The sequence below is a fragment of the Mycobacterium colombiense genome (genome assembly GCF_003284935.1).
Classification (GTDB): domain Bacteria; phylum Actinomycetota; class Actinomycetes; order Mycobacteriales; family Mycobacteriaceae; genus Mycobacterium; species Mycobacterium arosiense_A.
This window is the reverse complement of sequence record NZ_QMEV01000015.1, coordinates 66,356-91,777: the sequence shown is the minus strand read 5'-3', so window position 1 is coordinate 91,777 and position 25,422 is coordinate 66,356. Positions and strand designations below refer to the sequence as shown.

22 protein-coding genes and 1 pseudogene are annotated in these 25,422 nt (G+C 68.9%); 11 read left to right on the top strand and 12 right to left on the bottom strand.

Annotation, left to right across the window (positions count from 1 at the left end; genetic code table 11):
• The 4 genes and pseudogenes from DQP57_RS10225 to mscL form a co-directional block, all read left to right on the top strand.
• A pseudogene (locus tag DQP57_RS10225) lies at positions 1 to 152 on the top strand (5-formyltetrahydrofolate cyclo-ligase); the annotation flags it as partial.
• A gap of 88 nt (positions 153 to 240) precedes the next feature.
• Positions 241 to 588 carry an FmdB family zinc ribbon protein gene (locus DQP57_RS10220; RefSeq protein ID WP_112632854.1) on the top strand — a complete coding sequence of 116 codons (348 nt, stop codon included), beginning with the start codon at positions 241 to 243 and terminating at the stop codon, positions 586 to 588.
• Positions 589 to 652: 64 nt separating this feature from the next.
• Positions 653 to 1,333, top strand: a complete 681-nt coding sequence (locus DQP57_RS10215; protein ID WP_112632853.1) for an SAF domain-containing protein — start codon at positions 653 to 655, stop codon at positions 1,331 to 1,333.
• 66 nt (positions 1,334 to 1,399) lie between these two features.
• Positions 1,400 to 1,858, top strand: a complete 459-nt coding sequence (gene mscL, locus DQP57_RS10210) for a large-conductance mechanosensitive channel protein MscL (protein WP_112632852.1) — start codon at positions 1,400 to 1,402, stop codon at positions 1,856 to 1,858.
• A gap of 28 nt (positions 1,859 to 1,886) precedes the next feature.
• On the opposite strand, the gene DQP57_RS10205 is transcribed toward mscL, so the two are convergent.
• The 5 genes from DQP57_RS10205 to rpmF all read right to left on the bottom strand — a co-directional run bounded on the left by DQP57_RS10205 (position 1,887) and on the right by rpmF (position 6,598).
• The gene (locus tag DQP57_RS10205) at positions 1,887 to 2,384 is read right to left on the bottom strand and encodes a MogA/MoaB family molybdenum cofactor biosynthesis protein (RefSeq protein WP_044487196.1); all 498 of its coding nucleotides are present in this window, start codon (positions 2,382 to 2,384) and stop codon (positions 1,887 to 1,889) included.
• Between the two features lie 59 nt (positions 2,385 to 2,443).
• Positions 2,444 to 3,967: a S1C family serine protease gene (locus DQP57_RS10200; RefSeq protein ID WP_112632851.1), complete on the bottom strand. Its 1,524-nt coding sequence runs from the start codon at positions 3,965 to 3,967 to the stop codon at positions 2,444 to 2,446.
• 73 nt (positions 3,968 to 4,040) lie between these two features.
• Positions 4,041 to 5,609 (bottom strand): HAMP domain-containing sensor histidine kinase, encoded by a 1,569-nt coding sequence (locus DQP57_RS10190; protein WP_112632850.1) that lies wholly within the window; start codon positions 5,607 to 5,609, stop codon positions 4,041 to 4,043.
• Between the two features lie 16 nt (positions 5,610 to 5,625).
• Complete coding sequence (gene mprA / locus DQP57_RS10185; protein ID WP_112632849.1) at positions 5,626 to 6,315, bottom strand: two-component system response regulator MprA; 690 nt, start codon at positions 6,313 to 6,315, stop codon at positions 5,626 to 5,628.
• Between the two features lie 109 nt (positions 6,316 to 6,424).
• Entirely contained in the window at positions 6,425 to 6,598 is a 174-nt protein-coding gene (rpmF, locus tag DQP57_RS10180; protein ID WP_112632862.1) for a 50S ribosomal protein L32, read from the bottom strand.
• 288 nt (positions 6,599 to 6,886) lie between these two features.
• On the opposite strand from rpmF, the gene DQP57_RS10170 reads away from it, so the two are divergent.
• The 7 genes from DQP57_RS10170 to DQP57_RS10140 all read left to right on the top strand — a co-directional run bounded on the left by DQP57_RS10170 (position 6,887) and on the right by DQP57_RS10140 (position 16,034).
• Positions 6,887 to 8,617, top strand: a complete 1,731-nt coding sequence (locus DQP57_RS10170; RefSeq protein ID WP_112632847.1) for an acyclic terpene utilization AtuA family protein — start codon at positions 6,887 to 6,889, stop codon at positions 8,615 to 8,617.
• The gene (locus tag DQP57_RS10165; RefSeq protein WP_112632846.1) at positions 8,614 to 9,762 is read left to right on the top strand and encodes an acyl-CoA dehydrogenase family protein; all 1,149 of its coding nucleotides are present in this window, start codon (positions 8,614 to 8,616) and stop codon (positions 9,760 to 9,762) included. The genes DQP57_RS10170 and DQP57_RS10165 overlap by 4 nt, the downstream gene beginning before the upstream one ends.
• Positions 9,763 to 9,764: 2 nt before the next feature.
• Positions 9,765 to 11,354 (top strand): acyl-CoA carboxylase subunit beta, encoded by a 1,590-nt coding sequence (locus tag DQP57_RS10160; RefSeq protein WP_112632861.1) that lies wholly within the window; start codon positions 9,765 to 9,767, stop codon positions 11,352 to 11,354.
• 5 nt (positions 11,355 to 11,359) lie between these two features.
• Entirely contained in the window at positions 11,360 to 13,339 is a 1,980-nt protein-coding gene (locus DQP57_RS10155) for an acetyl/propionyl/methylcrotonyl-CoA carboxylase subunit alpha (RefSeq protein WP_112632845.1), read from the top strand.
• On the top strand, positions 13,336 to 14,502 hold the full coding sequence (locus DQP57_RS10150; RefSeq protein ID WP_112632844.1) for an acyl-CoA dehydrogenase family protein: 1,167 nt from the start codon (positions 13,336 to 13,338) through the stop codon (positions 14,500 to 14,502). The genes DQP57_RS10155 and DQP57_RS10150 overlap by 4 nt, the downstream gene beginning before the upstream one ends.
• Before the next feature lie 16 nt (positions 14,503 to 14,518).
• A complete protein-coding gene (locus DQP57_RS10145) occupies positions 14,519 to 15,298 on the top strand; it encodes an enoyl-CoA hydratase family protein (protein WP_112632843.1) in 780 nt (259 codons plus the stop codon).
• Between the two features lie 133 nt (positions 15,299 to 15,431).
• On the top strand, positions 15,432 to 16,034 hold the full coding sequence (locus DQP57_RS10140) for a DUF1707 SHOCT-like domain-containing protein (protein WP_112632860.1): 603 nt from the start codon (positions 15,432 to 15,434) through the stop codon (positions 16,032 to 16,034).
• Positions 16,035 to 16,044: 10 nt separating this feature from the next.
• Here DQP57_RS10140 and DQP57_RS10135 read toward each other — a convergent pair whose 3' ends face one another.
• The 7 genes from DQP57_RS10135 to DQP57_RS10105 all read right to left on the bottom strand — a co-directional run bounded on the left by DQP57_RS10135 (position 16,045) and on the right by DQP57_RS10105 (position 25,201).
• Positions 16,045 to 16,893, bottom strand: coding sequence for an aldo/keto reductase (locus tag DQP57_RS10135; RefSeq protein WP_112632842.1), 849 nt, complete (start codon positions 16,891 to 16,893; stop codon positions 16,045 to 16,047).
• A gap of 76 nt (positions 16,894 to 16,969) precedes the next feature.
• On the bottom strand, positions 16,970 to 19,003 hold the full coding sequence (locus DQP57_RS10130) for a vWA domain-containing protein (RefSeq protein WP_112632841.1): 2,034 nt from the start codon (positions 19,001 to 19,003) through the stop codon (positions 16,970 to 16,972).
• Positions 18,996 to 20,390 carry an ATP-binding protein gene (locus DQP57_RS10125; protein ID WP_112632840.1) on the bottom strand — a complete coding sequence of 465 codons (1,395 nt, stop codon included), beginning with the start codon at positions 20,388 to 20,390 and terminating at the stop codon, positions 18,996 to 18,998. Before DQP57_RS10125 ends, DQP57_RS10130 begins: the two co-directional genes overlap by 8 nt.
• Before the next feature lie 86 nt (positions 20,391 to 20,476).
• Positions 20,477 to 22,060 carry a bifunctional phosphoribosylaminoimidazolecarboxamide formyltransferase/IMP cyclohydrolase gene (gene purH, locus DQP57_RS10120; protein ID WP_112632839.1) on the bottom strand — a complete coding sequence of 528 codons (1,584 nt, stop codon included), beginning with the start codon at positions 22,058 to 22,060 and terminating at the stop codon, positions 20,477 to 20,479.
• On the bottom strand, positions 22,057 to 22,704 hold the full coding sequence (gene purN / locus DQP57_RS10115; RefSeq protein WP_112632838.1) for a phosphoribosylglycinamide formyltransferase: 648 nt from the start codon (positions 22,702 to 22,704) through the stop codon (positions 22,057 to 22,059). The genes purH and purN overlap by 4 nt, the downstream gene beginning before the upstream one ends.
• 135 nt (positions 22,705 to 22,839) lie before the next feature.
• Positions 22,840 to 24,237: a cell division protein PerM gene (locus DQP57_RS10110; RefSeq protein WP_112632837.1), complete on the bottom strand. Its 1,398-nt coding sequence runs from the start codon at positions 24,235 to 24,237 to the stop codon at positions 22,840 to 22,842.
• 46 nt (positions 24,238 to 24,283) lie between these two features.
• Positions 24,284 to 25,201 carry a DUF5336 domain-containing protein gene (locus DQP57_RS10105; RefSeq protein WP_112632836.1) on the bottom strand — a complete coding sequence of 306 codons (918 nt, stop codon included), beginning with the start codon at positions 25,199 to 25,201 and terminating at the stop codon, positions 24,284 to 24,286.
• Positions 25,202 to 25,422: the final 221 nt, after the last annotated feature.

The following is a 25,422-nucleotide window of genomic DNA, read 5'->3' as shown; positions in this document are numbered from 1 at the left end:
GCTCACTGGGCGGCCGCGACCCGCACGCGCGGCTGATCGCGGTCGTCCGCGACGCCGAACTGCTCGACGAGCTACCAGCCGACCCGCACGACGTCCCCATGACCCACGCGCTCACGCCGCGACAAGGATTGATCGACCTCATCGCCCGCTGACATATCGGGAATGAGACATGTCACGTGGCGGTTCTAGCACTTGAGACGCTAGAGTGCTAACCAGGTTTGCAATCATCCGGAGGTTTTCGTGCCGACTTATAGCTATCAGTGCACCGAGTGCGACGATCGCTTCGACATCGTGCAGGCCTTCACCGACGACGCGCTGACCACGTGCAAACGCTGCTCCGGGCGGCTGCGCAAGCGCTTCAACTCCGTCGGCGTGGTGTTCAAGGGCAGCGGCTTCTACCGCACCGACAGCCGCGAGTCCGGCAAGAAGTCGTCGGGTTCGACCAACGGCTCCTCGTCGAGCGACTCCGGATCGAGCGCCTCGAGCTCCAGCGACAAGTCCGGCTCCACCTCGAGCGAGAAGTCCGGCTCCAGCTCGAGCGACAAGTCGAGCAGCTCCACGACTTCCACCGCCGCCGCCACCAACTGACGGTTATCCACACCGGCGATGCCGGCGGGCGACCTGAACACCGGGCCGCGCCTACCGTTGCGGCGTGGGCGAATCATCGCTGAACCCAAGCCTATTGAGCCGGCTGTCGCTATGGCTGCGCCCGGACTGGGCTCGAACCGTGCTGGCGCGCCGCGTCGCCGCGGGCGGCCTCGTCGTGCTGGCCGGCATCGCCACGCTGCGCTCCAACCCCGCCGATGACTATGCGCAAGTGGTGGTGGCCGACCGCGACCTCCGTCCCGGCGCGGCGTTGACCTCCGACGACGTCCGGCTCGAAAAGCGTTTGGCTGCAACGGTTCCCGACGGGGCGCGAGCCGACCTGGGCACCGTGGTGGGTTCGACGCTGGCCGGCCCGGCGCGGCGCGGTGAGGTGCTCACCGACGTCCGGTTGCTGGGCAGCCGGCTGGCGGAGGCCGCCATCGGGTCGAAGGCGGGGCCGGATGTGCGCATCGTCCCGCTGCATCTGGCGGACGGCGCCCTGATCGACCTGGTGCGCGTCGGTGACGTGGTCGACGTGCTGGCGGCACCGGCCAGCGGTTCGCCGGACAATGCGCGCGCGGCCCCCAAGGTGGTGGCCACCGACGCCGTGGTGGTGCTGGTTTCGGCCAAAGAAAAGATTCAGGCCGCCGATAGCGACCGCGTAGTGTTGGTTGCGCTGCCGGCTCGTGTGGCGAACACGGTGGCAGGGTCGGCGCTGGGCCAGACCGTGACGCTCACCCTGCATTGAGTGCCTGGCCGTTGTTGGTCCGCGGCGGACGGCAAACTCTGTCCAGTCCCAGAAAGGCCATCCCCAATGCTCAAAGGGTTCAAGGAGTTTCTCTCGCGGGGCAACATCATCGACCTGTCCACCGCCGTCGTCATCGGTACTGCATTCACCGCCCTGGTCACGACGTTCACCGACAGCATCATCAAGCCGTTGATCAACCGCATCGGCGTCAACCAGAAGTCCGATATCGGCGTGCTGCGCATCAGCATCGGCGGCGGTCAGACCATCGACCTGAACAACGTCCTGTCCGCCGCCATCAACTTCCTGATCATCGCCGCGGTGGTGTACTTCCTGGTGGTCTTGCCCTACACGACGCTGCGCAAGCGGGGTGAGGTCGAGCCGGCCGACGACGCGCAGGTCGTGCTGCTCACCGAGATCCGCGACCTCCTCGCGCAAACCAACGGTGATTCGTCGGGCAAGCACGGCGGGGTGGCCAAAACGCCGCCACCGGACTACGGGCCCCGCGCGGAGGCCGAATCGAAATGACCTGTGCGCGGCCAACAACCGGCCTGGTTTAAATCTCCAGGCTCGACAACTGCCCGATGATCTGGGCCGCCAACGGATTCAGCGTCGCCATCCCGTCGCGCACCGCGTAGCGGGAGCCGGCCAGGTTGACCACCAGCGTGCTGCCGGACACCCCGGCCAGACCGCGGGACAAGCCGGCGTCGATGATGCCCGCCGACAGCCCGGAGCCGCGAATGGCCTCGGCGATGCCGAGGATCTCGCGATCCAGGATCTCCCGGGTGGCCTCCGGGGTGACGTCGCGCGGCGTGACGCCCGTCCCGCCGACCGAGACCACCAGGTCCACCCCGCCGATCACCGCGGTGTTCAGCGCGTTGCGGATCTCGATCTCGTCAGCGGCGACCGCGACCACCCCGTCGACGACGAATCCCGCCTCCGTCAGCAGCTCCGTCACCAGCGGACCGCTATGGTCCTCGTCCCCGTGCGCGGTGCGATCGTCGACCACCACAACCAGAGCCCGGCCAACTACCAATTCCGCACCCGTTTCCATGGGTGCAACCGTATATCCGAGCTCAGACAATCCCGTCGCCGAGGGTTCGTCCACTCTCACTACTGATCCGCCTTCCCGAGGGTGACCGGCACGGTGCGGCTGCCGCCACCGGCGGCATCCTGGAACGTCAGCGTTATCTTGTCGCCCGGTGCTCTGGATCGCACGGCCGCGACCAACGCGTCGGCGCTGTTGATCGGCCGGTCGTCGACCTTGGTGACGACGACGTTCTTGGGCACGCCGGCCGACGCGGCCGCACCGCCCGCGACGACTTCGACGACCTTGGCGCCGGGGGTGCCCTTGTCGTTGGTCACCTGCACGCCGAGCGAGGCGTGGGAGGCCTTGCCGGTGGCGATCAGTTCGTCGGCGATGCGCTTGGCCTGATCGACCGGGATCGCGAAGCCCAGGCCGATCGAACCGCTCTGGGCGTCCGGCGAGTCGGCGCCCAGGGTGGCGATGGCCGAGTTGACGCCCACCAGCTGGCCGTTCATGTTGACCAGCGCGCCACCGGAGTTACCGGGGTTGATCGCGGCGTCGGTCTGAATCGCGTCCAGCACGGTGTTCTGGTTGCCCGACTCACCGGTGGTGGACACCGGCCGGTTCAGCGCGCTGACGATGCCGGTGGTCACGGTGCCCGACAGCCCGAGCGGCGAGCCGATCGCCACGACCGGCTGGCCCACGCGAAGGTCCGACGAGGAGCCCAGCGAGATGGGCGTCAGCCCGGACATGCCCTGCACGCGGATGACGGCGATATCGCTGGTGGGGTCGGCGCCGACCACCGTGAATGGTGCGGTGCGACCGTCAGAGAAGGTGACCGTCGTCTTGGCCGTCGGCGCGCCGGCACCACCGCCGCCCGGTCCGCCGGGCAGGCCCGGAGGCGCGGGGGCCGCCGGCGGAGCTCCAGGCGGGCCGCCGGGTCCCTTGGGGGGTCCCGCCGCGGCGGCGATCACGTGGTTGTTGGTCAGGATGAGACCGTCGGTGGACAGGACGATGCCGGAGCCCTCTTCGGACTGTCGCCCGATGTCGGTCTCGAGCATCACGACGCTGGGCACCACCTTGGAGGCGACCTGTTCGACGCTGCCCGGTGGCATGTTCGCGGCCGGCACGCTGGGCGCCGCCCCGATGACCCGGCCGCCGCCGTTCCCGGTTGCGTGGGTGCCGAGCTCGACGGCCGTCGCGGCGGCACCACCGATGCCGGCCGACACCACCGCGATGGCCAACGCACCGACCACCAACAGCCCTGTGCGAGAACGCTTTTGGGGTTCCGGCCGCCCGGGCATCCCTGGCATCATGCCGGGGATAGGGCCGGTGCCGGTGCCCGTAGGTATCTGGCCGACCCCGGTTCCCCCGGGGATCCGGCCCGGCCCGGTGTTGCTGAACGGCTCATAGGGCGGACGGAACTGAGTCGTCGGCGACGATGAGGGCTGCGACCGATAGCGCCAGTCGTACTGCTGGTTGTACGGCTGCTGTTGTCCCGGGGCATAGCCGGAGGACCCCGCATGGCTCGGGACGTGCGCAGGCTGCTTCGGCGCGGGAGGGTATCCCGGCTGCTGCGGCGGTGGCGAATACCTCGGGTCATTCGTCATGGTCGCTAAGTCGCTCTTCCTCTATCTCAGTGTTTCGGCAAGTCGACGGCTGGGTCCAACAGTAGCCGCAGACCTACCTTGCCCGGGCGGACTGAGAGTCCACTGAGATAACGTTCGCCGATTCCCGAGAGTTCGCCTCATCGCCGCCCGCCGCGTTGGCGTGGTCGGCCACGGCGTCTACCTGGTCGGTTTGCGGCTCACCGGCGGCCGTCGGGTAGGCCGAGGCGGGCATGGGCCGGCCGGGCAGCAGTACATAGAAGGAGGTGCCCGGGGGCTGGCCTCCCGGAACGGTGTCCTCGACGCGCAGCAGCCCGCCGTGGTTGAGCACGACCTTCTTGACGATCGCCAGCCCGAGCCCGGACCCGGGCATGGCCCGCGCCGTCGTCGACCGGTAGAACCGTTCGAACACCAGCCTTCGCTCCTGCGGCGGAATGCCGGGGCCGTGGTCGGCTATCACCAGCTCCGCGTGCGACGGGTCGAGCTGGCGCATGGTGACGCCGACGTGGCCACCGGGCGGGCTCCACTTGGCGGCGTTGTCCAGCAGGTTCAGCACCGCACGCGACAGCCCGGCGGCGTCGCCGTACATCTGCCACGGTGTGACGTCGACGTCGAAGTGAATGTCGTTGCGCCGCCGCCTGACTCGCTCCAGGCTGCGATCGACCACCTCGGACATGTCGACGGTCTCGTGCACCACCTGGCCGGCATCGTCGCGAGTGAGGTCCACCAAATCGCCTACCAGCGTTGACAATTCCTCGACCTGCGCGATGACGTCGGCGCGCAGATCCACCATCTCCTGCTCGGGCAGCCGCGGCGCTCCCGGTTCCATCGAAGCCATCAACAGTTCGACGTTGGTGCGCAGCGAGGTCAGCGGGGTGCGCAATTCGTGACCGGCGTCGGTGACCAGTCGGGCCTGCCGCTCCCGTGACTCGGCGAGTGCGCGCAGCATCAGGTTGAACGACTCGGTGAGTCGGGCCAATTCGTCGCTGCCGAATACGGGGATGGGTCGCAGGTCGTCGGTGCGCGCCACCCGCTCGGCGGCCTCGGTGAGGCGTGCCACCGGGCGCAGCCCGGCCCTGGTGACCATGCCGCCCGCCACGGCGGCGACCGCCACCCCGACGCCGCCGACGATCAGCAGCACCCAGCGCAGCCTGTTCATCACCGCTTCGGTGGGCTTGAGGCTCTTGGAGATCAGCAGCGACGTGCCGTTCTGCAGGTGCACGGCGAGGATTCGTTGGTCGCCGGCGGTGCGCCGCGACATGAACAAATCGCCGTGGATGACCGCTTTCTCCGGCGCGCCGACCGGCAGGGTCTGGCCCGGTTGCTGCGCGGTGTAGATCGCGTGGCCCGGGTTCACCAGTATCGCGTTGACGTCGGAATAGGCGGTGCCCTCGATGGCTTTGCCGGGGTCCGCGGCCAGTGAGCCGCTGGCGATCAGCAGCTGCGCGCGGCTTTGCAGCTGGTTGTCGATGTCGCTGTAGAGCGCGGCGGAAATCACGGCGTAGACGGCGAAGGCCATCAGCACCACGACCATGGCGACCATCGACATCGCCAGCAGCATCACCCGCCACCGCAGCGACAAGGAGGGTGTCGCGCGCAACGGCGGGCGCAGCGGTGGCCGTTGCGGCCGGGGGAACCGGATCATCGGTGGATCCGCATCGTCACGGTGGCGTCTCCCGAAGGACGTAGCCGACCCCGCGCACCGTGTGGATCAGCCGCGACTCCCCATCGGCCTCGGTCTTGCGCCGCAGGTAACCCACATAGACCTCGAGCGCGTTGCCCGAGGTGGGAAAGTCGAAGCCCCAGACCTCTTCGAGGATGCGGCTGCGGGTGAGCACCCGGCGCGGGTTGGCGATCAGCATCTCCAGCAGCGCGAACTCGGTGCGGGTCAGGCTGATCCGGCGCTGTCCGCGGGTGACCTCGCGGGTGACCGGGTCCAGCGTCAGGTCGGAGAACGTCATCGCCACCGAGTCGGCGTCCTCGTCCTCCGGCTTGGTGCGGCGCAGCAGCGCGCGCATCCGGGCCAGCAGCTCCTCCAGGGCGAAGGGCTTCGGCAGGTAGTCGTCGGCGCCGGCGTCGAGCCCGGCGACCCGCTCGGACACCGAGTCGCGGGCGGTGAGCACCAGGATGGGCAGATCGTCACCGGTGCTGCGGAGCTGACGGCACACCTCGAGGCCGTCCAGGCGCGGCATCATCACGTCCAGGACGAGCGCGTCGGGGCGATCGCTGGCGATCAGTTCGAGGGCTTCGACGCCGTCATGGGCCAGCTCGACGGAGTAGCCGTTGAAGGACAAGGACCGACGCAGCGATTCGCGCACCGCGCGATCGTCGTCGACGACCAGTATTCGCACGGCCCCTAGTTTCGTCCCACCGCCTGAGACTGGCCTGAGAGGCGCGCCGGGGGGCTAGCGGCGATCGCAAGCGCGGCGCAACCGGGCGCGGCGGGTCGCCGCCATAGAGCTAGCGGCGGTCGAGGTCGATCAGGCCGAGGCGGGCCGCCTTGAGCAGCCGCCGGGGCACTTTGTGCCGCTGACCTGCGACCATGACACCGACGAGTTCGGTCTTCTCGGCCTTCCACTGCGCGCGCCGGCTACGGGTGTTCGCGCGCGACATTCTGCGCTTGGGTACGGCCATGGTCGGGCCTAACTCCTCGTGTTGCTTCGAAAATTCGACGTGGGACTTGCAGTTCGGCATGTCGCGCGGCGTGGCTGGTGAGCCGAACGGGCGACAATCGCACCTCAGGATAGTCGCTGGCCCGCTCGTGGCCAAAATGGACGCCCGCCCGCCGACCGCCAGCCGCTGATCGCGCCACGGGCGGCCCGGCCCCGAAGTGGGATCCTTGACGTGACACCGGCGGTACCCGCTAACCTACCGGTTGGTTGGTAGGTCCGAACCGGTGAAATCCCCGAATGGAGGACAGGCATGGCCTCTGCTTCCGGCGCCGCTGGCGCCCCGGGCAGTTCCGGCGCCGTCCGGATCGCGAACTGCTCGGGCTTCTACGGCGACCGGCTGTCGGCCATGCGAGAGATGCTCACCGGCGGTGCCGTCGACTACCTGACCGGCGATTACCTGGCCGAACTCACCATGCTGATCCTCGGCCGCGACCGGATGAAGCACCCCGAGCGCGGCTACGCGAAGACCTTCCTGACCCAACTCGAGGACTGCCTGGGCGAGGCCCGCGACCGTGGGGTCCGCATCGTCGCCAACGCCGGGGGCCTCAACCCCGCCGGCCTGGCCGACGCGATACGCGCGCTGGCCGAGCGCCTGGGCATCGACGCGCGAGTCGCCCACGTGGAGGGTGACGACCTGTTGGCGCGCGCCGCCGAACTCGGGCTGGGCAGCCCGTTGACGGCGAACGCGTACCTGGGCGCCTGGGGCATCGTCGACTGCCTAAGCGACGGCGCCGACGTCGTCGTCACCGGCCGCGTCACCGACGCCTCGGTGATCGTCGGGGCCGCGGCGGCGCACTTCGGCTGGGGCCGCACCGACTACGACGCGCTCGCCGGCGCGGTGGTCGCCGGCCACGTCATCGAGTGCGGTGTCCAGGCCACCGGGGGCAACTACTCCTTCTTCACTGAGGTGCCCGACCTGACCCACGCCGGTTTCCCGCTGGCCGAGGTCAACGCCGACGGGTCCTCGGTGATCACCAAGCACCCGGGTACCGGCGGGCTGGTCAGCGTCGACACCGTCACCGCGCAGCTGCTCTACGAGATCACCGGCGCCCGCTACGCCAACCCCGACGTGACCGCCCGGATGGACAGCGTCGAGCTGTCGTCCGACGGCCCGGACCGGGTGCGCATCAGCGGCGTGCGCGGCGAGGCCCCACCGCCCACCTACAAGGTGTCGATGAACAGCATCGGCGGGTTCCGCAACGCGATGACGTTCGTGCTGACCGGCCTGGACATCGAGGCCAAGGCCGATCTGGTGCGCCAACAACTCGACGCCGCGCTCACCGTCAAGCCCGCCGAACTGCAGTGGACCCTGGCGCGCACCGACCATCCCGACGCCGACACCGAGGAGGCCGCCAGCGCCCTGTTGCACTGCGTGGTGCGTGACCCCGACCCCGCCAACGTCGGTCGCCAATTCTCCTCGGCCGCAGTCGAATTGGCGTTGGCCAGCTATCCGGGATTCCACGTCACCGCGCCGCCGGGCGACGGGCAGGTCTACGGGGTGTTCACCCCGGGCTACGTCGCCGCCGATCAGGTACCGCACGTCGCGGTACACGCCGACGGTACCCGCGTCGATATCCCTTGTGCCACAGACACTTTGGAACTCGCACCCGCCGCCGAACCACCGCTTCCGGAACCCCTGCCGGACGGGCCGACCCAACGCGTGCCGTTGGGCCGCATCGCCGGGGCGCGCAGCGGCGACAAGGGCGGCTCCGCCAACGTCGGGGTCTGGGTGCGCACCGACGAGCAATGGCGCTGGCTGGCCAACACGTTGACCATCGAGCTGCTCGCAGAGCTGCTGCCCGAAGCGGCCGAATTCGGCGTCACCCGCCACCTGCTGCCGAATCTGCGGGCGGTCAACTTCGTCATCGACGGCATCCTCGGCCAGGGCGTCGCCTACCAGGCCCGCTTCGATCCCCAGGCCAAGGGGCTGGGCGAATGGCTCCGCGGCCGCTACCTCGACATCCCGGAGAACCTGCTGTGAACCTTTGGACCACGCCCGAGCGCGAACAGCTGCGAAAGACGGTGCGCTCGTTCGCAGAACGCGAGATCCTGCCCCACGTCGACGAGTGGGAGCGCTGCGGCGAGCTACCCCGCGAGTTGCATCGCAGCGCCGGGGCCGCCGGCCTTTTGGGCGCGGGCTTCCCCGAATCGGTCGGCGGCGGTGGCGGCGACGGCGCCGACGCGGTGATCATCTGTGAGGAGATGCATCAGGCCGGGGCCCCGGGCGGCGTGTTCGCGTCGCTGTTCACCTGCGGCATCGCGGTGCCGCACATGATCGCCTCGGGCGATCGGCGGCTGATCGAGGAGTTCGTCCGGCCGACCCTGGCCGGCGAGAAGATCGGTTCGCTGGCGATCACCGAGCCCGGCGGCGGCTCCGACGTCGGACATCTGCGCACCTCGGCGGTCCGCGACGGCGACCACTACATCGTCAACGGCGCCAAGACCTACATCACCTCCGGGGTCCGCGCCGACTACGTGGTGACCGCGGTACGCACCGGAGGCCCTGGCGCGGGCGGGGTTTCGCTGCTGGTGGTCGAGAAGGGCACGCCCGGCTTCGAGGTGAGCCGCAAGCTGGACAAGATGGGCTGGCGGTCCTCGGATACGGCCGAGCTGTCCTACACCGACGTCCGGGTGCCGGCCACCAACCTGGTCGGCGCCGAGAACAGCGGGTTCGCCCAGATCGCCCAGGCCTTCGTCGCCGAGCGCATCGGCCTTGCCGCACAGGCCTATTCGAGCGCCCAGCGCTGCCTGGACCTGACGGTGCAATGGTGTCGCGACCGCGAGACATTCGGTCGTCCGTTGATCTCGCGGCAGTCGGTGCAGAACACGTTGGCGGAGATGGCGCGTCGCATCGATGTCGCCCGGGTCTACTCGCGCCACGTGGTGGAGCGGCAGCTCGCCGGCGAGACCAACCTGATTCCGCAGGTATGTTTCGCCAAGAACACCGCCGTCGAGGCCGGCGAATGGGTGGCCAACCAGGCCGTCCAGTTGTTCGGCGGCATGGGCTACATGGCCGAATCCGAGGTCGAACGCCAGTACCGGGACATGAGGATCCTGGGCATCGGCGGAGGAACCACCGAAATCCTGACCGCACTGTCCGCCAAACTGCTGGGATTCCAATCATGACCGTGCTGCAGTCCACCCTCGACCGCGAGGCCGCCGCCTTTACCGACGCGGCGTCGGCGGCCATCGCGAAACTGGAGGAGATCGACACCGAGCTGGCCAACGCGCTGGCCGGCGGCGGGGCGAAATACGTTGAACGCCATCATGACCGCGGCAAGCTGACGGCGCGTGAGCGCATCGAATCGCTGGTCGACCGGGATTCGCCGTTCCTGGAGCTGAGTCCGCTGGCGGCCTGGGGCAGCGCCTTCAAGGTCGGCGCGAGCACCGTCACCGGCATCGGCGTGGTCGAAGGCGTCGAATGCATGATCGTCGCCAACGACCCCACGGTCAAAGGCGGCACCAGCAACCCGTGGACCCTCAAGAAGATCCTGCGGGCCAACCAGATCGCCTTCGAGAACCGGCTCCCGGTGATCTCGCTGGTGGAGTCCGGCGGTGCGGATCTGCCCACGCAGAAGGAGATCTTCATTCCCGGCGGGCGGATGTTCCGCGACCTCACCCGGCTCTCGGCGGCCGGAATCCCCACCATCGCACTGGTATTCGGCAACTCCACCGCCGGCGGGGCCTACGTCCCGGGCATGTCGGATCACGTGGTGATGATCAAGGAACGTTCCAAGGTCTTCCTGGCCGGTCCCCCGCTGGTGAAGATGGCCACCGGCGAGGAATCCGACGACGAATCGCTCGGCGGCGCCGAAATGCATGCTCGCATCTCCGGTTTGGCCGACTACTTCGCCGTCGACGAACTCGACGCCATCCGCATCGGCCGTCGCATCGTGGCCCGGTTGAACTGGACCAAGCGCGGGCCGAAACCCAAACCGGTCACCGAGCCGCTGTTCGACACCGAAGAACTCATCGGCATCGTGCCCGCGGATCTGCGGATCCCGTTCGATCCCCGCGAAGTCATCGCCCGCATCGTCGACGGCTCCGAGTTCGACGAATTCAAGCCGCTCTACGGTTCCTCCCTGGTGACGGGCTGGGCGCGGCTGCACGGGTATCCGATCGGCATCCTGGCCAACGCGCGCGGCGTGCTGTTCAGCGAGGAGTCCCAGAAGGCCACCCAGTTCATCCAGCTGGCCAACCGCTCCAACACGCCACTGCTGTTCTTGCACAACACCACCGGCTACATGGTCGGCAAGGACTACGAAGAGGGCGGGATGATCAAGCACGGCTCGATGATGATCAACGCCGTGTCCAATTCGACGGTGCCACACATCTCGCTGCTGATCGGCGCCTCCTACGGCGCGGGTCACTACGGCATGTGCGGCCGCGCCTACGATCCCCGGTTTCTCTTCGCCTGGCCGACGTCGAAGTCCGCGGTGATGGGCGGCGCCCAGCTGTCGGGCGTGCTGTCGATCGTGGCCCGCGCTGCCGCCGAAGCGCGCGGCCAGCAGGTCGACGAGGACGCCGATGCGGCGATGCGGGCCGCGGTCGAGGGCCAGATCGAAGCCGAGTCGCTGCCGCTGGTGTTGTCCGGGATGCTCTACGACGACGGGGTGATCGACCCGCGAGATACCCGCACCGTCTTGGGAATGTGCCTGTCCGCCATCGCCAATGGCCCGATCGAGGGGACGTCGAACTTCGGCGTCTTCCGGATGTGAGCCCCATGATTACTCGAGTACTGGTCGCCAACCGCGGTGAGATCGCCCGGCGGGTGTTCGCCACCTGCCGCCGGCTGGGCCTGGGCACCGTCGCCGTCTACACCGACCCCGACGCCGGCTCCCCGCACGTCGCCGAGGCCGACGCCCGGGTGCGCCTGGACAAGACCAACGACTACCTCAACGCCGAGGCCGTCATCGCCGCCGCCCGCGCCGCGGGCGCCGACGCGATACACCCCGGTTACGGATTCCTTTCGGAGAACGCCGACTTCGCGGCCGCCGTCCAGGACGCAGGCCTGACGTGGGTGGGACCGCCGGTGGACGCGGTGCGCGCGATGGGCTCCAAGATCGAGTCCAAGAAGCTCATGGCCGCGGCGGGCGTGCCCGTGCTCGACGAGCTCGACCCCGACACCGTTACCGAGGCGCAGCTGCCGGTGCTGGTCAAGGCCTCCGCGGGCGGCGGTGGCCGCGGCATGCGGGTGGTGCGCGAATTGTCCGCCCTGCCCGCCGAAGTGGAAGCGGCCCGCCGCGAAGCCCAGTCCGCCTTCGGGGACCCGACGGTGTTCTGCGAGCGCTACCTGCCCACCGGACACCACATCGAGGTTCAGGTCATGGCCGACACCCACGGCACGGTGTGGGCGGTCGGGGAACGGGAATGCTCGATTCAGCGCCGCCACCAGAAGATCATCGAGGAGGCGCCCTCGCCGTTGGTGGAGCGCACCCTCGGCATGCGCGCCAAGCTGTTCGACGCCGCCCGGTTGGCCGCCGAAGCCATCGGCTACACCGGCGCAGGCACGGTCGAGTTCCTGGCCGACGACGACGGCGAGTTCTACTTCCTCGAAATGAACACTCGGCTGCAGGTCGAACACCCGGTGACCGAGGAGACCACCGGACTCGATCTGGTCGAACTGCAGCTCGCCGTCGCCGACGGCGCCCGCCTGGACGCGCAACCGCCTGCCCCCCAAGGGCATTCGATCGAGGCCCGGCTCTACGCCGAGGATCCCGCCAAGAACTGGCAACCGCAGGCCGGCCTGGTCCGCGGGTTCGAGGTGCCGTCGGTGCGGGCCGAGTTCGGCTCCCTGGGGCACCGGACCGGGATCCGGCTGGATTCGGGCATCGTCGAGGGGTTCACCGTCTCGATCCACTACGACCCCATGCTGGCCAAGGTGATCTCCTATGCCCCGACGCGACGCCAGGCGGCGCTTGTGCTCGCCGACGCGCTGGCCCGCGCCCGCGTGCACGGTGTGCGCACCAACCGGGACCTTCTGGTGAATGTGCTGCGGCATCCCGCGTTTCTCGACGGGGCCACCGACACGGCGTTTTTCGACACCCACGACCTGGCGCGCCTCGCGGCGCCGCTGGGCGGCACCGCGGTGGTGCGACTGTCGGCCATCGCGGCCGCACTCGCCGACGCCGCGCACAACCGCGCCGGCGCCCCCGTCCTGGGTGCGGTGCCCAGCGGCTGGCGCAACCTCCCATCGGTCTATCAGGTCAGGGACTACCGCGACGACGCCGGTGACGAGATCAAAGTTCAATACCGTTTCACCAGAACCGGTTTGGTACTTCCGGACGACCCGTCCGTGCAGCTGGTGTCGGCCACGGCGAAGGCCGTCGTGCTGCGGGTGGACGGTGTCGACCACGGCTTCTCGGTGCGGCGCTACGATTCCGACGTCTACGTCGATTCCGCGCGCGGACCCGTGCACCTGATCGCGCAGCCCCGTTTCCCCGAGCCAGGTTCGACCGTCGAAAAGGGCTCGCTGGTCGCGCCGATGCCCGGCAGCGTCATCCGGCTCGGTGCCGCGATCGGCGACACCGTCACCGCCGGCCAGCCGCTGATCTGGCTGGAGGCCATGAAGATGGAACACACCATCGCCGCCCCGGTCGACGGGGTCCTCGCCGAACTCAACGTCAAGACCGGTCAGCAAGTCGAAGTGGGCGCCGTGCTGGCAAGAGTGGAAGCGCCACAATCAGAAGGGGATTCAGCATGACCGACACCAGCTTCATCGAGAGCGAGGAGCGTCAGGCCCTACGCAAGTCGGTGGCGGCGTGGGCAGCCAACTATGGCAGCGAGTACTACCTGCGCAAGGCCCGCGCGCAGGAGCACACCGACGAATTGTGGTCGGAGGCAGGCAAACTCGGCTTCCTGGGCGTGAACCTGCCCGAGGAGTACGGCGGTGGCGGCGCCGGAATGTACGAGCTCTCGCTGGTCATGGAGGAGATGGCGGCGGCGGGCAGCGCGCTGCTGCTGATGGTCGTCTCGCCCGCCATCAACGGCACCATCATCAGCAAGTTCGGCACCGAGGAGCAGAAGAAGCGCTGGATTCCCGGCATCGCCGACGGGACGCTGACGATGGCCTTCGCCATCACCGAGCCCGACGCCGGCTCCAACTCGCACCGGATCACCACGACCGCCCGCCGGGAGGGCAGCGACTGGATTCTGAAGGGCCAGAAGGTATATATCTCCGGCATCGACCAGGCGCAGGCGGTGCTGGTGGTGGCCCGCACCGAGGAGGCCAAGACCGGCAAGCTTCGCCCCGCGCTGTTCGTGGTGCCCACCGACGCGCCGGGCTTCGCCTACACCCCGATCGAAATGGAACTGATCAGCCCCGAACGCCAGTTCCAGGTCTTCCTCGACGACGTTCGCCTGCCCAGCGACGCGCTCGTCGGCGCCGAAGATGCCGCCATCGCCCAGCTTTTCGCCGGTCTGAACCCCGAACGCATCATGGGCGCGGCGAGCTCCGTCGGGATGGGACGGTACGCGCTGAGCCGGGCCGCCGAATACGTCAAAACCCGGCAGGTATGGGGCACGCCGATCGGCGCGCACCAGGGGCTGTCACACCCGTTGGCGCAGTGCCACATCGAAGTCGAGCTGGCCAAGCTGATGCTGCAGAAGGCCGCCACCCTGTATGACTCCGGCAACGACATGGGCGCGGCCGAGGCCGCGAACATGGCCAAATACGCTGCGGCCGAGGCGGCGACGCGTTCGGTGGATCAGGCGGTGCAGTCGCTGGGCGGCAACGGACTGACCAAGGAATACGGGCTGGCCGCCATGCTGGCCTCGGCCCGGCTGGGCCGCATCGCCCCGGTCAGCCGTGAGATGGTGCTGAACTTCGTCGCGCAGACATCCCTGGGTCTGCCCCGAAGCTACTGATGACCGGTTCTTTCTCATGACAAGGCTCGTCGAATACGCCGGACCCGCCGACACGGGCGGGCCGTACGCGCGGCTGACCCTGAATTCGCCGCACAACCGCAACGCGCTGTCGACCACCCTGGTCAACCAGTTGCACCAGGGGTTGCGTGACGCCTCAGCGGACCCGGCGGTGCGGCTGGTGGTACTGGGCCACACCGGCGGAACGTTCTGTGCCGGTGCGGATTTGAGCGAGGCGGGCAACGGCGATCCGTTCCAGATGGCCGTCGAGCGGGCCCGGGAGATGGTCGACTTGATGCGGGCCATCGTCTCCTCGCCGCTGCCGGTGATCGCCGCGATCGACGGGCACGTCCGCGCGGGGGGCTTCGGCCTGGTGGGCGCCTGCGATATCGCGGTCGCCGGTCCGCGCAGCACCTTCGCGCTCACCGAGGCCCGGATCGGCGTCGCGCCGGCGATCATCTCGTTGACGCTGCTGCCCAAACTTTCGGCGCGGGCCGCCGCGCGCTACTACCTGACCGGCGAGAAGTTCGACGCCGGCCAGGCCGCAGAGGTCGGCCTGATCACCGTTGCCGCCGAGGACGTCGACGCCGCGGTCGACGAACTGATCGCCGATATCGGCCGTGGTTCGCCCCAGGGCCTCGCGGCTTCCAAGGCCTTGACGACGACCGCGGTGCTGGCGGGGTTCGACCGCGACGCCGAACGCCTCGCCGAGGAATCGGCCCGGTTGTTCGTCTCCGACGAGGCGCGTGAAGGCATGCTGGCTTTCCTCGAGAAGCGTGCGCCCAACTGGACGAGTTAGCCAGCTGAGAAGTTAGCCAGGTGTCAAACAACGGGTCCGGCCTAACGGCCGGCGGTGTGACGCGGGCCGGCGCAAGGTTGCAGTTTAGCCAATCCTCTTGCAGCAAATGCTGTACGTCGTAGGCTCGTGGGTGATGAGCAACTCAACGCAACGGGATGCGGAGGACACGCGCGGCGAGCCGTCGCGCGCGGCCGATACCGACCGCATCCAGATCGCCCAGTTGCTTGCGTACGCGGCCGAGCAGGGCCGCCTGCAGCTCAACGACTATGAAGACCGTTTGACCAGGGCTTATGCGGCGACGACGTATGAGGAACTGGATGAGCTGCGGGCCGATCTGCCCGGGACTCCGATCAGCCCGCGTCGCGGCGGCAAACCCAATCCGGCGCCGTCGACGCTGCTGCTGGCGTTGATGAGCGGCTTCGAACGCCGCGGCCGATGGAACGTCCCGAAGAAGCTCACCACCTTCACGCTGTGGGGCAGCGGAGTGGTCGATCTGCGCTACGCCGACTTCACCTCGACCGAGGTCGACATCCACGCGATGTCGATCATGGGGGTGCAAAACATTTTGCTGCCGCCCGAGGTCAACGTCGAGGTGCACGGCCGCGGCGTGATGGGAAACTTCGACCGCGCGGTCCACGGGCAGGGCACCCCCGGCGCGCCGACCGTGCACATTCGCGGCTTCTCGCTGTGGGGCGCTGTCGGGATCATCCGCAAAGCCCGCCGGCCGCGCGGCTAGCGGAAAACCCTCAGCGGGGCACGTAATCGAACGTGTCGGGGTTGGGCCCGTTGCGTCCGGACTCGCCCTTGTCTAGCGCCGAGATCGCGTCCATGTCCGAGTCGTCCAATTCGAAGTCGAACAGCTCGAAATTCTCCTTCACCCGGTCCGGTGTCACCGACTTCGGGAAGACGATGTCGCCGCGCTGGATGTGCCAGCGCAACACCACCTGCGCCGCCGACTTGCCGCGGGTGTTCGCGACGCGGTTGATCACCGGATCGTCGAGTACCTTGCCCTGGGCGATGGGCGCCCACGCCTCGGTGGCAATGCCGTGTTCGCGGCCGTAGGCCCTAACCTCGTTGTTTCCGAAGTACGGATGAAGTTCGATCTGGTTCACCGACGGGACGGTGTCGGTCTCGTTGGCGAGCCGCTTCAGGTGTGCGACTTGGAAATTCGACACACCGATGCTGCGGGCGCGGCCGTCGCGCGCGAACTCCTCGAAGACCTTCCACGTCGACACGAAGTCACCGTCGTACAGCGTGGGCAGCGGCCAGTGGATGAGGAACAGGTCGACGTAGTCGGAATCCAGTTTCTTCAGCGTCTCGTCGAAGGCGCGCCGTGCATCGTCGGGTTTGTGAAAGCCGTTGTTGAGCTTGCTGGTGACGAAGACCTCGCCGCGGTCCAGGCCCGCGTCGCGGATGCCTTGCGCGACTTGCTTTTCGTTGCCGTACATTTCGGCCGTGTCGATGTGTCGGTAGCCGATCTCGAGGGCCGTCTTCACCGCCGCGGCGGTCTCGTCGGGCTTGATCTGGAACACGCCGAAACCCAGCTGCGGAATGCTGACCCCGTTATTGAGTTCGATCGTGGGAACCTGGCTCATACGTCTCCTCCTTCTCCAAGTGCCTGTACCCGGTCCGAAGCACACCTATCCCCTGGCCGGGGTGGCCATGTGGCGGTTAACGGCGGCGTGACCGCAGGTAGTCACCGACGACGGCCGCGCCCAGGCCGTCGAGGTCGGGCACCACGACCCGTCCCTCGACCCGGCGGGCGACCTGGTCGATGAAGCGGGCCAGACCGGGGTCGCTGCCCAGCCGGAAGATGGTGATCTGGGCGCCCAGGCGCGCCATCTCATCGAAACCGCGCACGGTGTGGGCGATGGTGCGCGGATGCGGTGGGTAGTCGAAAAACACTGTCGTGCCGTCCCCGTCGAAATCCTCGAGGTGCGCGGTCGGCTCACCGTCGGTTACCACCAGCACGACTGGCTGCGCGTTGGGGTGCCGGCGCAGGTGGCGACCGGCCAACGCCAGCGCGTGATGCAGGTTGGTGCCCTGCTCGTAGACCCCCTCCAGGCCGGTGAGCTCGGCGGCGGTCACCGTCCGCGCGTAGCGGCCAAAGGCGATGATCTGCAAGGCATCCGAACGAAAGCGGGTGCACACCAAATGGTTGAGCGCCAGCGCCGTCTGCTTCATCGGCAGCCAGCGGTTCTCCATCACCATGGAGAACGAGGTGTCGACCAGCAGCGCAACCGCGGCCTGCGTCCGAGTCTCGGTCTCGGAGACCTCGACGTCGTCGACGGTGATCTTCAACCGTCCGTCGGGGCCGTCCAGGGTGGCCGTTCCCGCCTGCCGCAGAACGGCATTGGTCAAGGTGCGGGAGATGTTCCACGGCTCGGTGTCACCGAACTGCCAGGGTCGAGTGGCGCCGGTGAGTTCGCCGGCCGCGCCTGCGCGGCGGTGGTCACGCTCACCGCGGCGTCCGGAAAGCTGTTGCGCCACATCGCGTAGCGCCGTCTCGCCAAGCCGGCGCATCGCCTTCGGCGACAGCCGCCACTGCCCGTCGGAACCGCGGTCCAGGAAGCCCTGATTGACCAGCGCGCGTTCCAATTCGGCGAGCGTGCGGGCGTCGACGGCCGCCTCGTCACCGAGCTGACGCGCCAGCGCGTCCAGGTCGACGTCGTCCATGGTCGCGCCCGGATAGCTCTGCGAGAGCTGCTCGGCCAGTTGCTCCAACTCGGCGATGTCGGACAGCGCCTGGGTGCCCTCCCCCATCCCGAACGGGTTGTCACCGGAGAACTGCTCGGAGCCGCTCCAGTCCTCCCCCGGCCGCGCCGCCTGCAGGTGCGCATCGAGCCGGTTCAGCGCCTGCATCAGCGCGGGCGAGCCAAAAGCCTGCTGCGCCAACGCATCCAGCTCCGCGCGCTGCTCGGCGCTCAGGCTGTTGCGGAACCGCTGCGCGGCCGCGGCGCGCTTGGCCAGCGAGTCCAGCAACTCATCGACGTTGCGCGGGTTCTCCGGAAAGAACTCGCCGTGCTTGTCCATGAAGTCGTCGAAGTCTTGCTGGGTGTCCTCGCCGCGGGCGTGTTTGTCCAGCAGGTCGTTGAGGTCGTTGACCATGTCGTTGACCCGCTGGCGATCCTCGTCGGTGGCGCCTTCCAACGCCTGCTTCATGCCCGCGAAGCGTTGGTCCAGCATCTCGCGGCCGAGCAGATCCTTGATCTGGTCGTACTTTTGGCGCGCCTCACCGCTGCGCCAATTGTAGTCGGACAGCTCCTGGACGGCCTTGGCCGGCGACGACGGCAGCGCGTCCAATTGCAGTTCCCCGAACCGGGCGTCGTCGTCGAGCGCGCGGGCTAGCTCCTTGCGTTCGGCCAACACCGCCTCGTCCAGCAGCTTCTTGATCTCCTGCAGGGTTCCGTCTAAGTTGTTGCGGCGCAACAATTCTCGCCGTCGGCGGTTGGCCTCGGCGGCAAGCCGGTCCGCGCCGGGCAGGTTCTTGGTGCCGCGGCGCAGCAGCTCGGACAGCGCACGCCGCGGCGACGTGCCGGCCATGACATCCTGACCGATCTGTTCGAGCGCCTCGCGCAAATCCACCGGCGGTGCCAGCGGGTCGGGGCCGCCGGTGTACGCCGAGTAGCGCGAGGAATGCCCGCGTGACGATCGCAAGCGCGGCGAAGCCGGGCGCAGCGGGTCGTCACCACCAGAACTAGCCATAAACGGTTTGACCCTCCCCGGATACCTTGTCGATGCGCTTGGCCAGATACAGCGCCTCGAGCGCCAGTTCCAGCGCCGCGGCCCGTTCGCCTTCCGACTGCGCGCCCAGCTTGGCCGCGATCTTGTCCACCACCGCCAGGTTGGGAACCGCGGCCAGCACGTCCTTGGCCGACACCCGCTCCCCCGTCGTCACCGCCGAACCGCCCTCGACCGCGGCCACCAAAGAGCCGACGTCGATGCCGCCCAGTGCGCGCGACGCGGTGTCGGCGGTCGCGCGGCGCAACAGGTGCTCGAGCACCGCCTGTTCGCGGCCCTCCTCGCCGGACTCGAATTCCAGCTTGCCGCGCAGCACGTCGATCACCGTGCCCAGGTCGACCACCCGGGCCACCGGATCGGTCTCCCCCAGCACCGCGCCACGATGCCGGGCGGCGGCGGCGACCGTCTCGGCGGCGGCGATCGCGAACCGCGCCGACACCCCGGAGCGTTGATCGACGGAGTTGGACTCCCGCAGGTAGCGGGCGAACCGGGCGATGACCTGCATCAGGTAGTCGGGAACCTGGGCCGACAGGTGCGCTTCCTGCGCGATCACACCGACTTCCGCGTCGAGCTCGAGCGGGTAGTGGGTCCGGATCTCCGCGCCGAAACGGTCTTTGAGCGGGGTGATGATGCGCCCCCGGTTGGTGTAGTCCTCGGGGTTGGCGCTGGCGACCACCAACACATCCAGCGGCAGGCGCAACGTGTAACCGCGGACCTGGATGTCGCGCTCCTCCATCACGTTGAGCATCGACACCTGGATGCGCTCGGCGAGGTCGGGCAGTTCGTTGACCGCGACGATGCCGCGGTGTGCGCGGGGGATCAGGCCGTAGGCGATGGTCTCCGGGTCGCCCAGGCTGCGGCCCTCGGCGACCTTGATCGGGTCGATGTCGCCGACCAGGTCGGCCACGCTGGTATCCGGGGTGGCGAGCTTCTCGGTGTAGCGCTCGCTGCGGTGCTTCCACTCTACCGGCAGGTCGTCACCCAGCGTGGCGGCCTTGCGGATCGACTCCGGGGTGATCGGCGAGAAGGGGTGCTCACCCAGTTCGGCACCGGCGATCACGGGCGTCCACTCGTCGAGCAAGCCGGTCAGCGCCCGCAGCAGCCGGGTCTTGCCCTGCCCGCGCTCTCCGAGCAGCACGAAGTCGTGGCCGGCGATCAGGGCCCGCTCGAGCTGGGGCAAGACGGTGTCGTCGAAGCCCAGGATGCCCGGCCAGATGGCTTCACCATCTCCGCCTTCGGCAAGGCGTGCGAGCAGATTTTCGCGGATTTCCTGCTTGACTCCCCGTTCACGATGACCGGCGGCACGAAGCTCGCCGACCGTGCGGGGCAGGTTGGTCGGTGACGTCACCACTCCACGCTACGACGCGGGCTCACACGAGTCATGCCAAGGGCGTTCACTAGACGCTTATTGACACGGGCGTCGCGCGCACACCGTGGCTAGTGCGCGAAGTGACGCGCCCCGGTGAGATACAGCGAAATGCCGGCGCTGGCGGCCGCCGCGGTCACCTCGTCGTCGCGCACCGATCCGCCGGGGTGCACGATCGCCTTCACCCCGGCGCCGGTCAGCGTCTCGAGCCCGTCGGGGAACGGGAAGAACGCGTCGGAGGCGGCGACGGCGCCGCGCACCCGATCGCCGCCCCGTTCGACCGCCAGCCGCGCCGCGTCGACCCGGTTCACCTGGCCCATGCCGACGCCGATGGTCGCGCCGCCGCCGGCGATCACGATCGCGTTCGATTTGACGGCGCGGCACACGCGCCAGGCGAACACCAGGTCGGCCAGCGTCGAAGGATCGGCGGGTGAGCCGGCGGCCAGCGTCCAATTAGCGGGGTTGTCGCCGTGCGCGTCGAGCTCGTCGCGCTGCTGGACCAACAGTCCGCCGCTGATCGGCCGCAGCTCGGTGCCGCCGGTCAGCGGCTCCGAGGCCACCAGCACCCGGATGTTCTTCTTGCGGGTCAACGCCTCGAGGGCGGCGGGCTCGTAGGCAGGCGCGACGATGACCTCGGTGAAGATGGTGCTGACGTATTCGGCCATCTCCAGGCTGACTTCGGTGTTGGACGCGATGACCCCGCCGAAGGCGCTCAACGGATCGCATTCGTGCGCCTTGCGATGCGCGTCGGCGACCGATTCCGAGGAGATGGCGATCCCACATGGATTGGCGTGCTTGATGATTGCGACGCAGGTCTGCTCGTGATCGAAGGCGGCCCGCCAGGCCGCGTCCGCATCGGTGAAGTTGTTGTAGGACATCTCTTTTCCGTGCAGCTGCTCGGCCTGCGCCAGTCCGGGCCAGGCGCCGGGGTCGCTGTACAGCGCCGCCTGCTGGTGCGGGTTCTCGCCGTAGCGCAGCATCGTCGAGCGGCGCCAGTTGCGGCCCAGCCACTTCGGGAACGTCGTCGGCGGATGTTCGGGAGCCAGCGTCGACTCCATCCAGCTCGCGACCGCGATGTCGTATTCGGCGGTGTGCTGAAAGGCAAGCGCCGCCAGCTTTTTGCGCTCGGCGAGGCTAAACCCGCCCGCGCGTACCGCGGCGAGCACGCCGTCGTAGCCCAGTGGGTCGACGATCACCGCCACGCTCGGATGGTTCTTGGCCGCGGCGCGCACCATCGACGGGCCGCCGATGTCGATCTGCTCGACGCATTCGTCGATGCTGGCCCCGGAGTCGACCGTCTCGGTGAACGGATACAGGTTGACGACGACGAGCTCGAACGCCGCGATCCCGAGCTCCTCGAGCGCGGCGGCGTGCTCGGGTTTGCGAAGGTCCGCCAGCAGGCCAGCGTGCACGCGCGGATGCAGGGTCTTGACCCGGCCGTCGAGCACCTCGGGGAAACCGGTCAGCTCCTCGACCCGGGTCACCGGAATGTCTTTGTCGGCAATGACCTTCGCGGTGGATCCGGTCGAGACGATCTCGACGCCCGCGGCCGCCAACCCCTGGGCGAGGTCGATGAGCCCGGTCTTGTCGTACACGCTGATCAAGGCGCGCCGGATCGGCCGTTTGGCGTCTTCGCGCCAGTCGTCGGTGCTCATCGGTTCGTCGCCTTTCGTCCGATCGTCGCTTTTCTCCCGACCAGGGTCAGGCCGCCTGTTGCGATCGCGGCCACCACGTCCACCAGTAGCTTCCGTTCAGTGACCTTGATGCGTTCGTGCAGGGTCTCTTCGGTGTCGCCGTCGAGCACCGGAACGGATTCCTGCGCCAGAATCGGCCCGGTGTCCGTCCCGGCGTCCACCAGGTGCACCGTACAGCCTGTGACCTTCACTCCGTAGGCCAACGCGTCGGCCACCCCGTGCGCACCCGGAAACGCCGGCAACAGCGCCGGATGGGTGTTGATGACGCGGCCATAGAACCGCGAGAGGAATTGCGGCCCAAGGATTTTCATGAACCCCGCGGACACCACCAGGTCGGGCGAGTGCGCGACGGTGGCCTCGGTGATGGCCGCGTCCCAGGCGTCGCGGTCCGGGTACTCGCCGAGGCGGACGGTGAAGGCGGGCACGGAAGCGGCCGCGGCGATCTCGGTGGCTAGGCAGTCGCGGTCGGCGCCGACGGCGACCACCCGGGCCGGGTAATCCGCGGCGGCGGAAGTCAACAGTGAATTCAGCAGCGACCCGGTGCCCGACGCCAGTACCACCACCCGTGCCGGTGCGTTCGGGGGCACATGGAGCGGTTCGACCACATCGGCGAGCCTAGCCCGCCGACGCCGTGCGTCCGACGATCGGGCTGGCGGCATCAGGATTGCCCGCCTCTGCGCGACATTCACGATGCCCCACTGGCGACGACCGGGGTTGTCGCTCAGAGGCGGGCAAAACGGTCAGTGCCCGGATTCTCGCTCGGTCGCTTCGTCCTCGGGGTCGCCCGGCGGTGGCGCGTCGTCGGTGGCCGGCGGCTCGTGTTCGTCGGCGTCGTGGGTGGAAGGCGGCTCGTGTTCGTCGGCGTCGTCCGCAGCGGCGTCGGGGGCCTCGCCCGGCTCCGCCGGCATCTCCTCCTCCTCGGTCGGCCGATCGTCGTCGAAAGCGCCCGCGAAGTCGGCGGGTTCTTCGGCCGCAACGGGTGCGGGCTTGGCCTTGGGCCGCCGGGGACGGCGGCTGATTCCGCCGCTCATCACCACCGTGACCCCGCCGACGACGGCGAACCAGAAGAAGACGCCCTCGAGCAACGCGCCCTGATCCACGCCGACGTGGCCGAAGTTGCCCAGCTGGCCGCTGCCGGCGTACGCCAGCAAGGACATCACCAGCGCGCCGGCGACCGCGGCGATCAGCAGCTTGGCGCCGGCCGCAAGCAGCGGCAGCGCGCGCCGGGCGCATTGCTGACCGACCGCCACACCGGACGCCGCGCCGATGATGAGCAGCGCCACCCACACCGGCCCCAACGGCGGCCTGGGGACCGCGGCCAGGACGGGCACGGCCGGGATGTCACCGCCGAACACGGTGAACGAACTGAAGGTGGCGAATCCGATGTGCGCGCTGGAGCCCACCGCCATGGCAGCGGTGCCCACAATGACGTTGGGCGCGTAGAGCATTGACAGCAGGGTGAGGCTCAACTCGCCGAAGATCGAATCGGTGATGCCGTAGAGCTCCTGCATGGTCGACCAGTGCACCACCAGCGAGCCGGCCGTCACCAGGCCGGACAGGCCGAGCAACGCCAATACGCCGGCCGCGGCGGCGCGCAGGGAATCGCCCAGCCAGAACGGCAGCGACGCCGCCGCCAGCGCGCGCGGGCCCACCCTGGACCACACGCCGATCCCGGCGCCGGCGCCGTGCACCACGAGCACGCTGAGGAACGCGCGTAGCGCGCTGGGCGTTTGCAGCTCGGTGATCACCGAGGACGCGTCGTGGATGACCGCCAGCGCGATCGCCGTCATGAACAACGGACCGCCCAGCGCCGAGGCGACGACCCAGCGGATGACCAGCCAGGAGGAGTAGGGCGTGGTCGCCCGGGCCGTGCTGCGCGCGGTGGCCCAGACCATCAGCAGGACCGGCAGCAGCGGCATCACCCCCAGCACGCGGCCGCCGATGGAGACCGGGACCTGGTGCACGCCCAGCCACATGCTGGCGATGGCGCCCAGCGCGCCGGTCATGTCGCTGTTGGCGATCAACAACTGGATCAGCGTGACCGCGGCGATGATGACCAACGCCACCACGGCCGGGGCGAACGCGACCCTGACGAGGTCACGCGCCTGGCGAGCGCCTGCTGCCCGGTTGTCCTCCACCCGTGTCACTCTGGGGCACGTCCCCGACTAGGCGCGACAGCGCACGTTAGGAGGGCGCTGGCCCAGACGGTGACGACGGCGACTGCTGCTGCTCGTGGCCGAACTGCTGGCCCCCACCCTGCTCGGAGAAGTTTGCGGTCGCCGAGCCGGAGTCCGATCCGCCGACATTCGGCGGCGGGCTGAAGCTGGGGAAGCCGGTGGGCGGCGTGGACGGGCCCTGCTGCTGCGCGGGCGGCTGCTGGCCCGACTGCGGCGACGGCTGAGCGCCGAAACCGCCGGTCGGAGGGCCACTCTGGGTGGGCGCCCCGCTCGGCGAGTAGCCGCCGTACTGCGAACCGTATCCCTGCGGTGACTGCTGCTGCCCGCCGTGCTGCTGGCCGCCCGGCTGCTGCCCGTAGTAGGGCTGCTGACCGTACTGGCCGTATTGCCCGTACTGGCCGTACTGCGCGTACGGGTCGTACTTGGGCCGCGGCGCCGGGGCGGTGATCACCCCGGAGTCCAGCAGCACCACGACGACGGCGGCGATCGCCTGCAGCACCACGGCCGCCACCAGCGGCCACATCGCCCAGCCGATCGAGAAACCGGCGGGCAGGTTGATCGTCTCGGTGATGGCGAGCAGGGCACCCAGCACCGCGATGACCGCGACGACTCCCGCATAGTTCTTGGCCTTCGGCAGCAGGCCGAGCCCGGCGAGCAGCGCCGCCAGCAGGGCAACCACGACCGCGGTGCCGGCGTCACCGGCGCGGCCGCCGATGCCCGGGCCGAGGTCGGCGCCGATGGTGAAGGTGGGGCCGAAGTTCAGGAGGTAGGCGGCCAGACCGAGGACCACCACCGCGATGCTCAGGTAGAACGGCAGCTTGCTCGTTCCGTCGTCGTCCTTGGCGAAGGACGGTGTGCCGCCCGCATAGGCGCCGCCGCCGGGTTGCGCCGGCGGATAGCCCGGGCTTCCGGGAGAGTAGGTCATGGCTCCTCCTGTTGCTTTCAGTGCCTTGAACTGCCTAGCGGTCGCCACAGTTGCAGTGCAACGCTGTGCTTCCAGGCGCCTCGCTGCGTTAGCGACGCGGTCGATCACCCACGCTAGCGCACGTGCGGTACCCCGTGCCGTTGCCACCGGCTTGGACGGCGACGCCCGCACCGGCGGGCCCGCGAGCTGCTCGCGAGACGGTCCGTGTCACGACGGCTTGC

What these genes read in the sequence shown, in the direction of transcription:
- DQP57_RS10130 (WP_112632841.1), bottom strand. Translation starts at nt 19,003, where the DNA reads ATGGCTAGTTCTGGTGGTGACGACCCGCTGCGCCCGGCTTCGCCGCGC.
- rpmF (WP_112632862.1), bottom strand. Translation starts at nt 6,598, where the DNA reads ATGGCCGTACCCAAGCGCAGAATGTCGCGCGCGAACACCCGTAGCCGG.
- mscL (WP_112632852.1), top strand. Translation starts at nt 1,400, where the DNA reads ATGCTCAAAGGGTTCAAGGAGTTTCTCTCGCGGGGCAACATCATCGAC.
- DQP57_RS10155 (WP_112632845.1), top strand. Translation starts at nt 11,360, where the DNA reads ATGATTACTCGAGTACTGGTCGCCAACCGCGGTGAGATCGCCCGGCGG.
- DQP57_RS10205 (WP_044487196.1), bottom strand. Translation starts at nt 2,384, where the DNA reads ATGGAAACGGGTGCGGAATTGGTAGTTGGCCGGGCTCTGGTTGTGGTG.
- DQP57_RS10150 (WP_112632844.1), top strand. Translation starts at nt 13,336, where the DNA reads ATGACCGACACCAGCTTCATCGAGAGCGAGGAGCGTCAGGCCCTACGC.
- DQP57_RS10105 (WP_112632836.1), bottom strand. Translation starts at nt 25,201, where the DNA reads ATGACCTACTCTCCCGGAAGCCCGGGCTATCCGCCGGCGCAACCCGGC.
- purH (WP_112632839.1), bottom strand. Translation starts at nt 22,060, where the DNA reads ATGAGCACCGACGACTGGCGCGAAGACGCCAAACGGCCGATCCGGCGC.
- DQP57_RS10170 (WP_112632847.1), top strand. Translation starts at nt 6,887, where the DNA reads ATGGCCTCTGCTTCCGGCGCCGCTGGCGCCCCGGGCAGTTCCGGCGCC.
- DQP57_RS10135 (WP_112632842.1), bottom strand. Translation starts at nt 16,893, where the DNA reads ATGAGCCAGGTTCCCACGATCGAACTCAATAACGGGGTCAGCATTCCG.
- DQP57_RS10190 (WP_112632850.1), bottom strand. Translation starts at nt 5,609, where the DNA reads ATGATCCGGTTCCCCCGGCCGCAACGGCCACCGCTGCGCCCGCCGTTG.
- DQP57_RS10145 (WP_112632843.1), top strand. Translation starts at nt 14,519, where the DNA reads ATGACAAGGCTCGTCGAATACGCCGGACCCGCCGACACGGGCGGGCCG.
- DQP57_RS10140 (WP_112632860.1), top strand. Translation starts at nt 15,432, where the DNA reads ATGAGCAACTCAACGCAACGGGATGCGGAGGACACGCGCGGCGAGCCG.
- DQP57_RS10200 (WP_112632851.1), bottom strand. Translation starts at nt 3,967, where the DNA reads ATGACGAATGACCCGAGGTATTCGCCACCGCCGCAGCAGCCGGGATAC.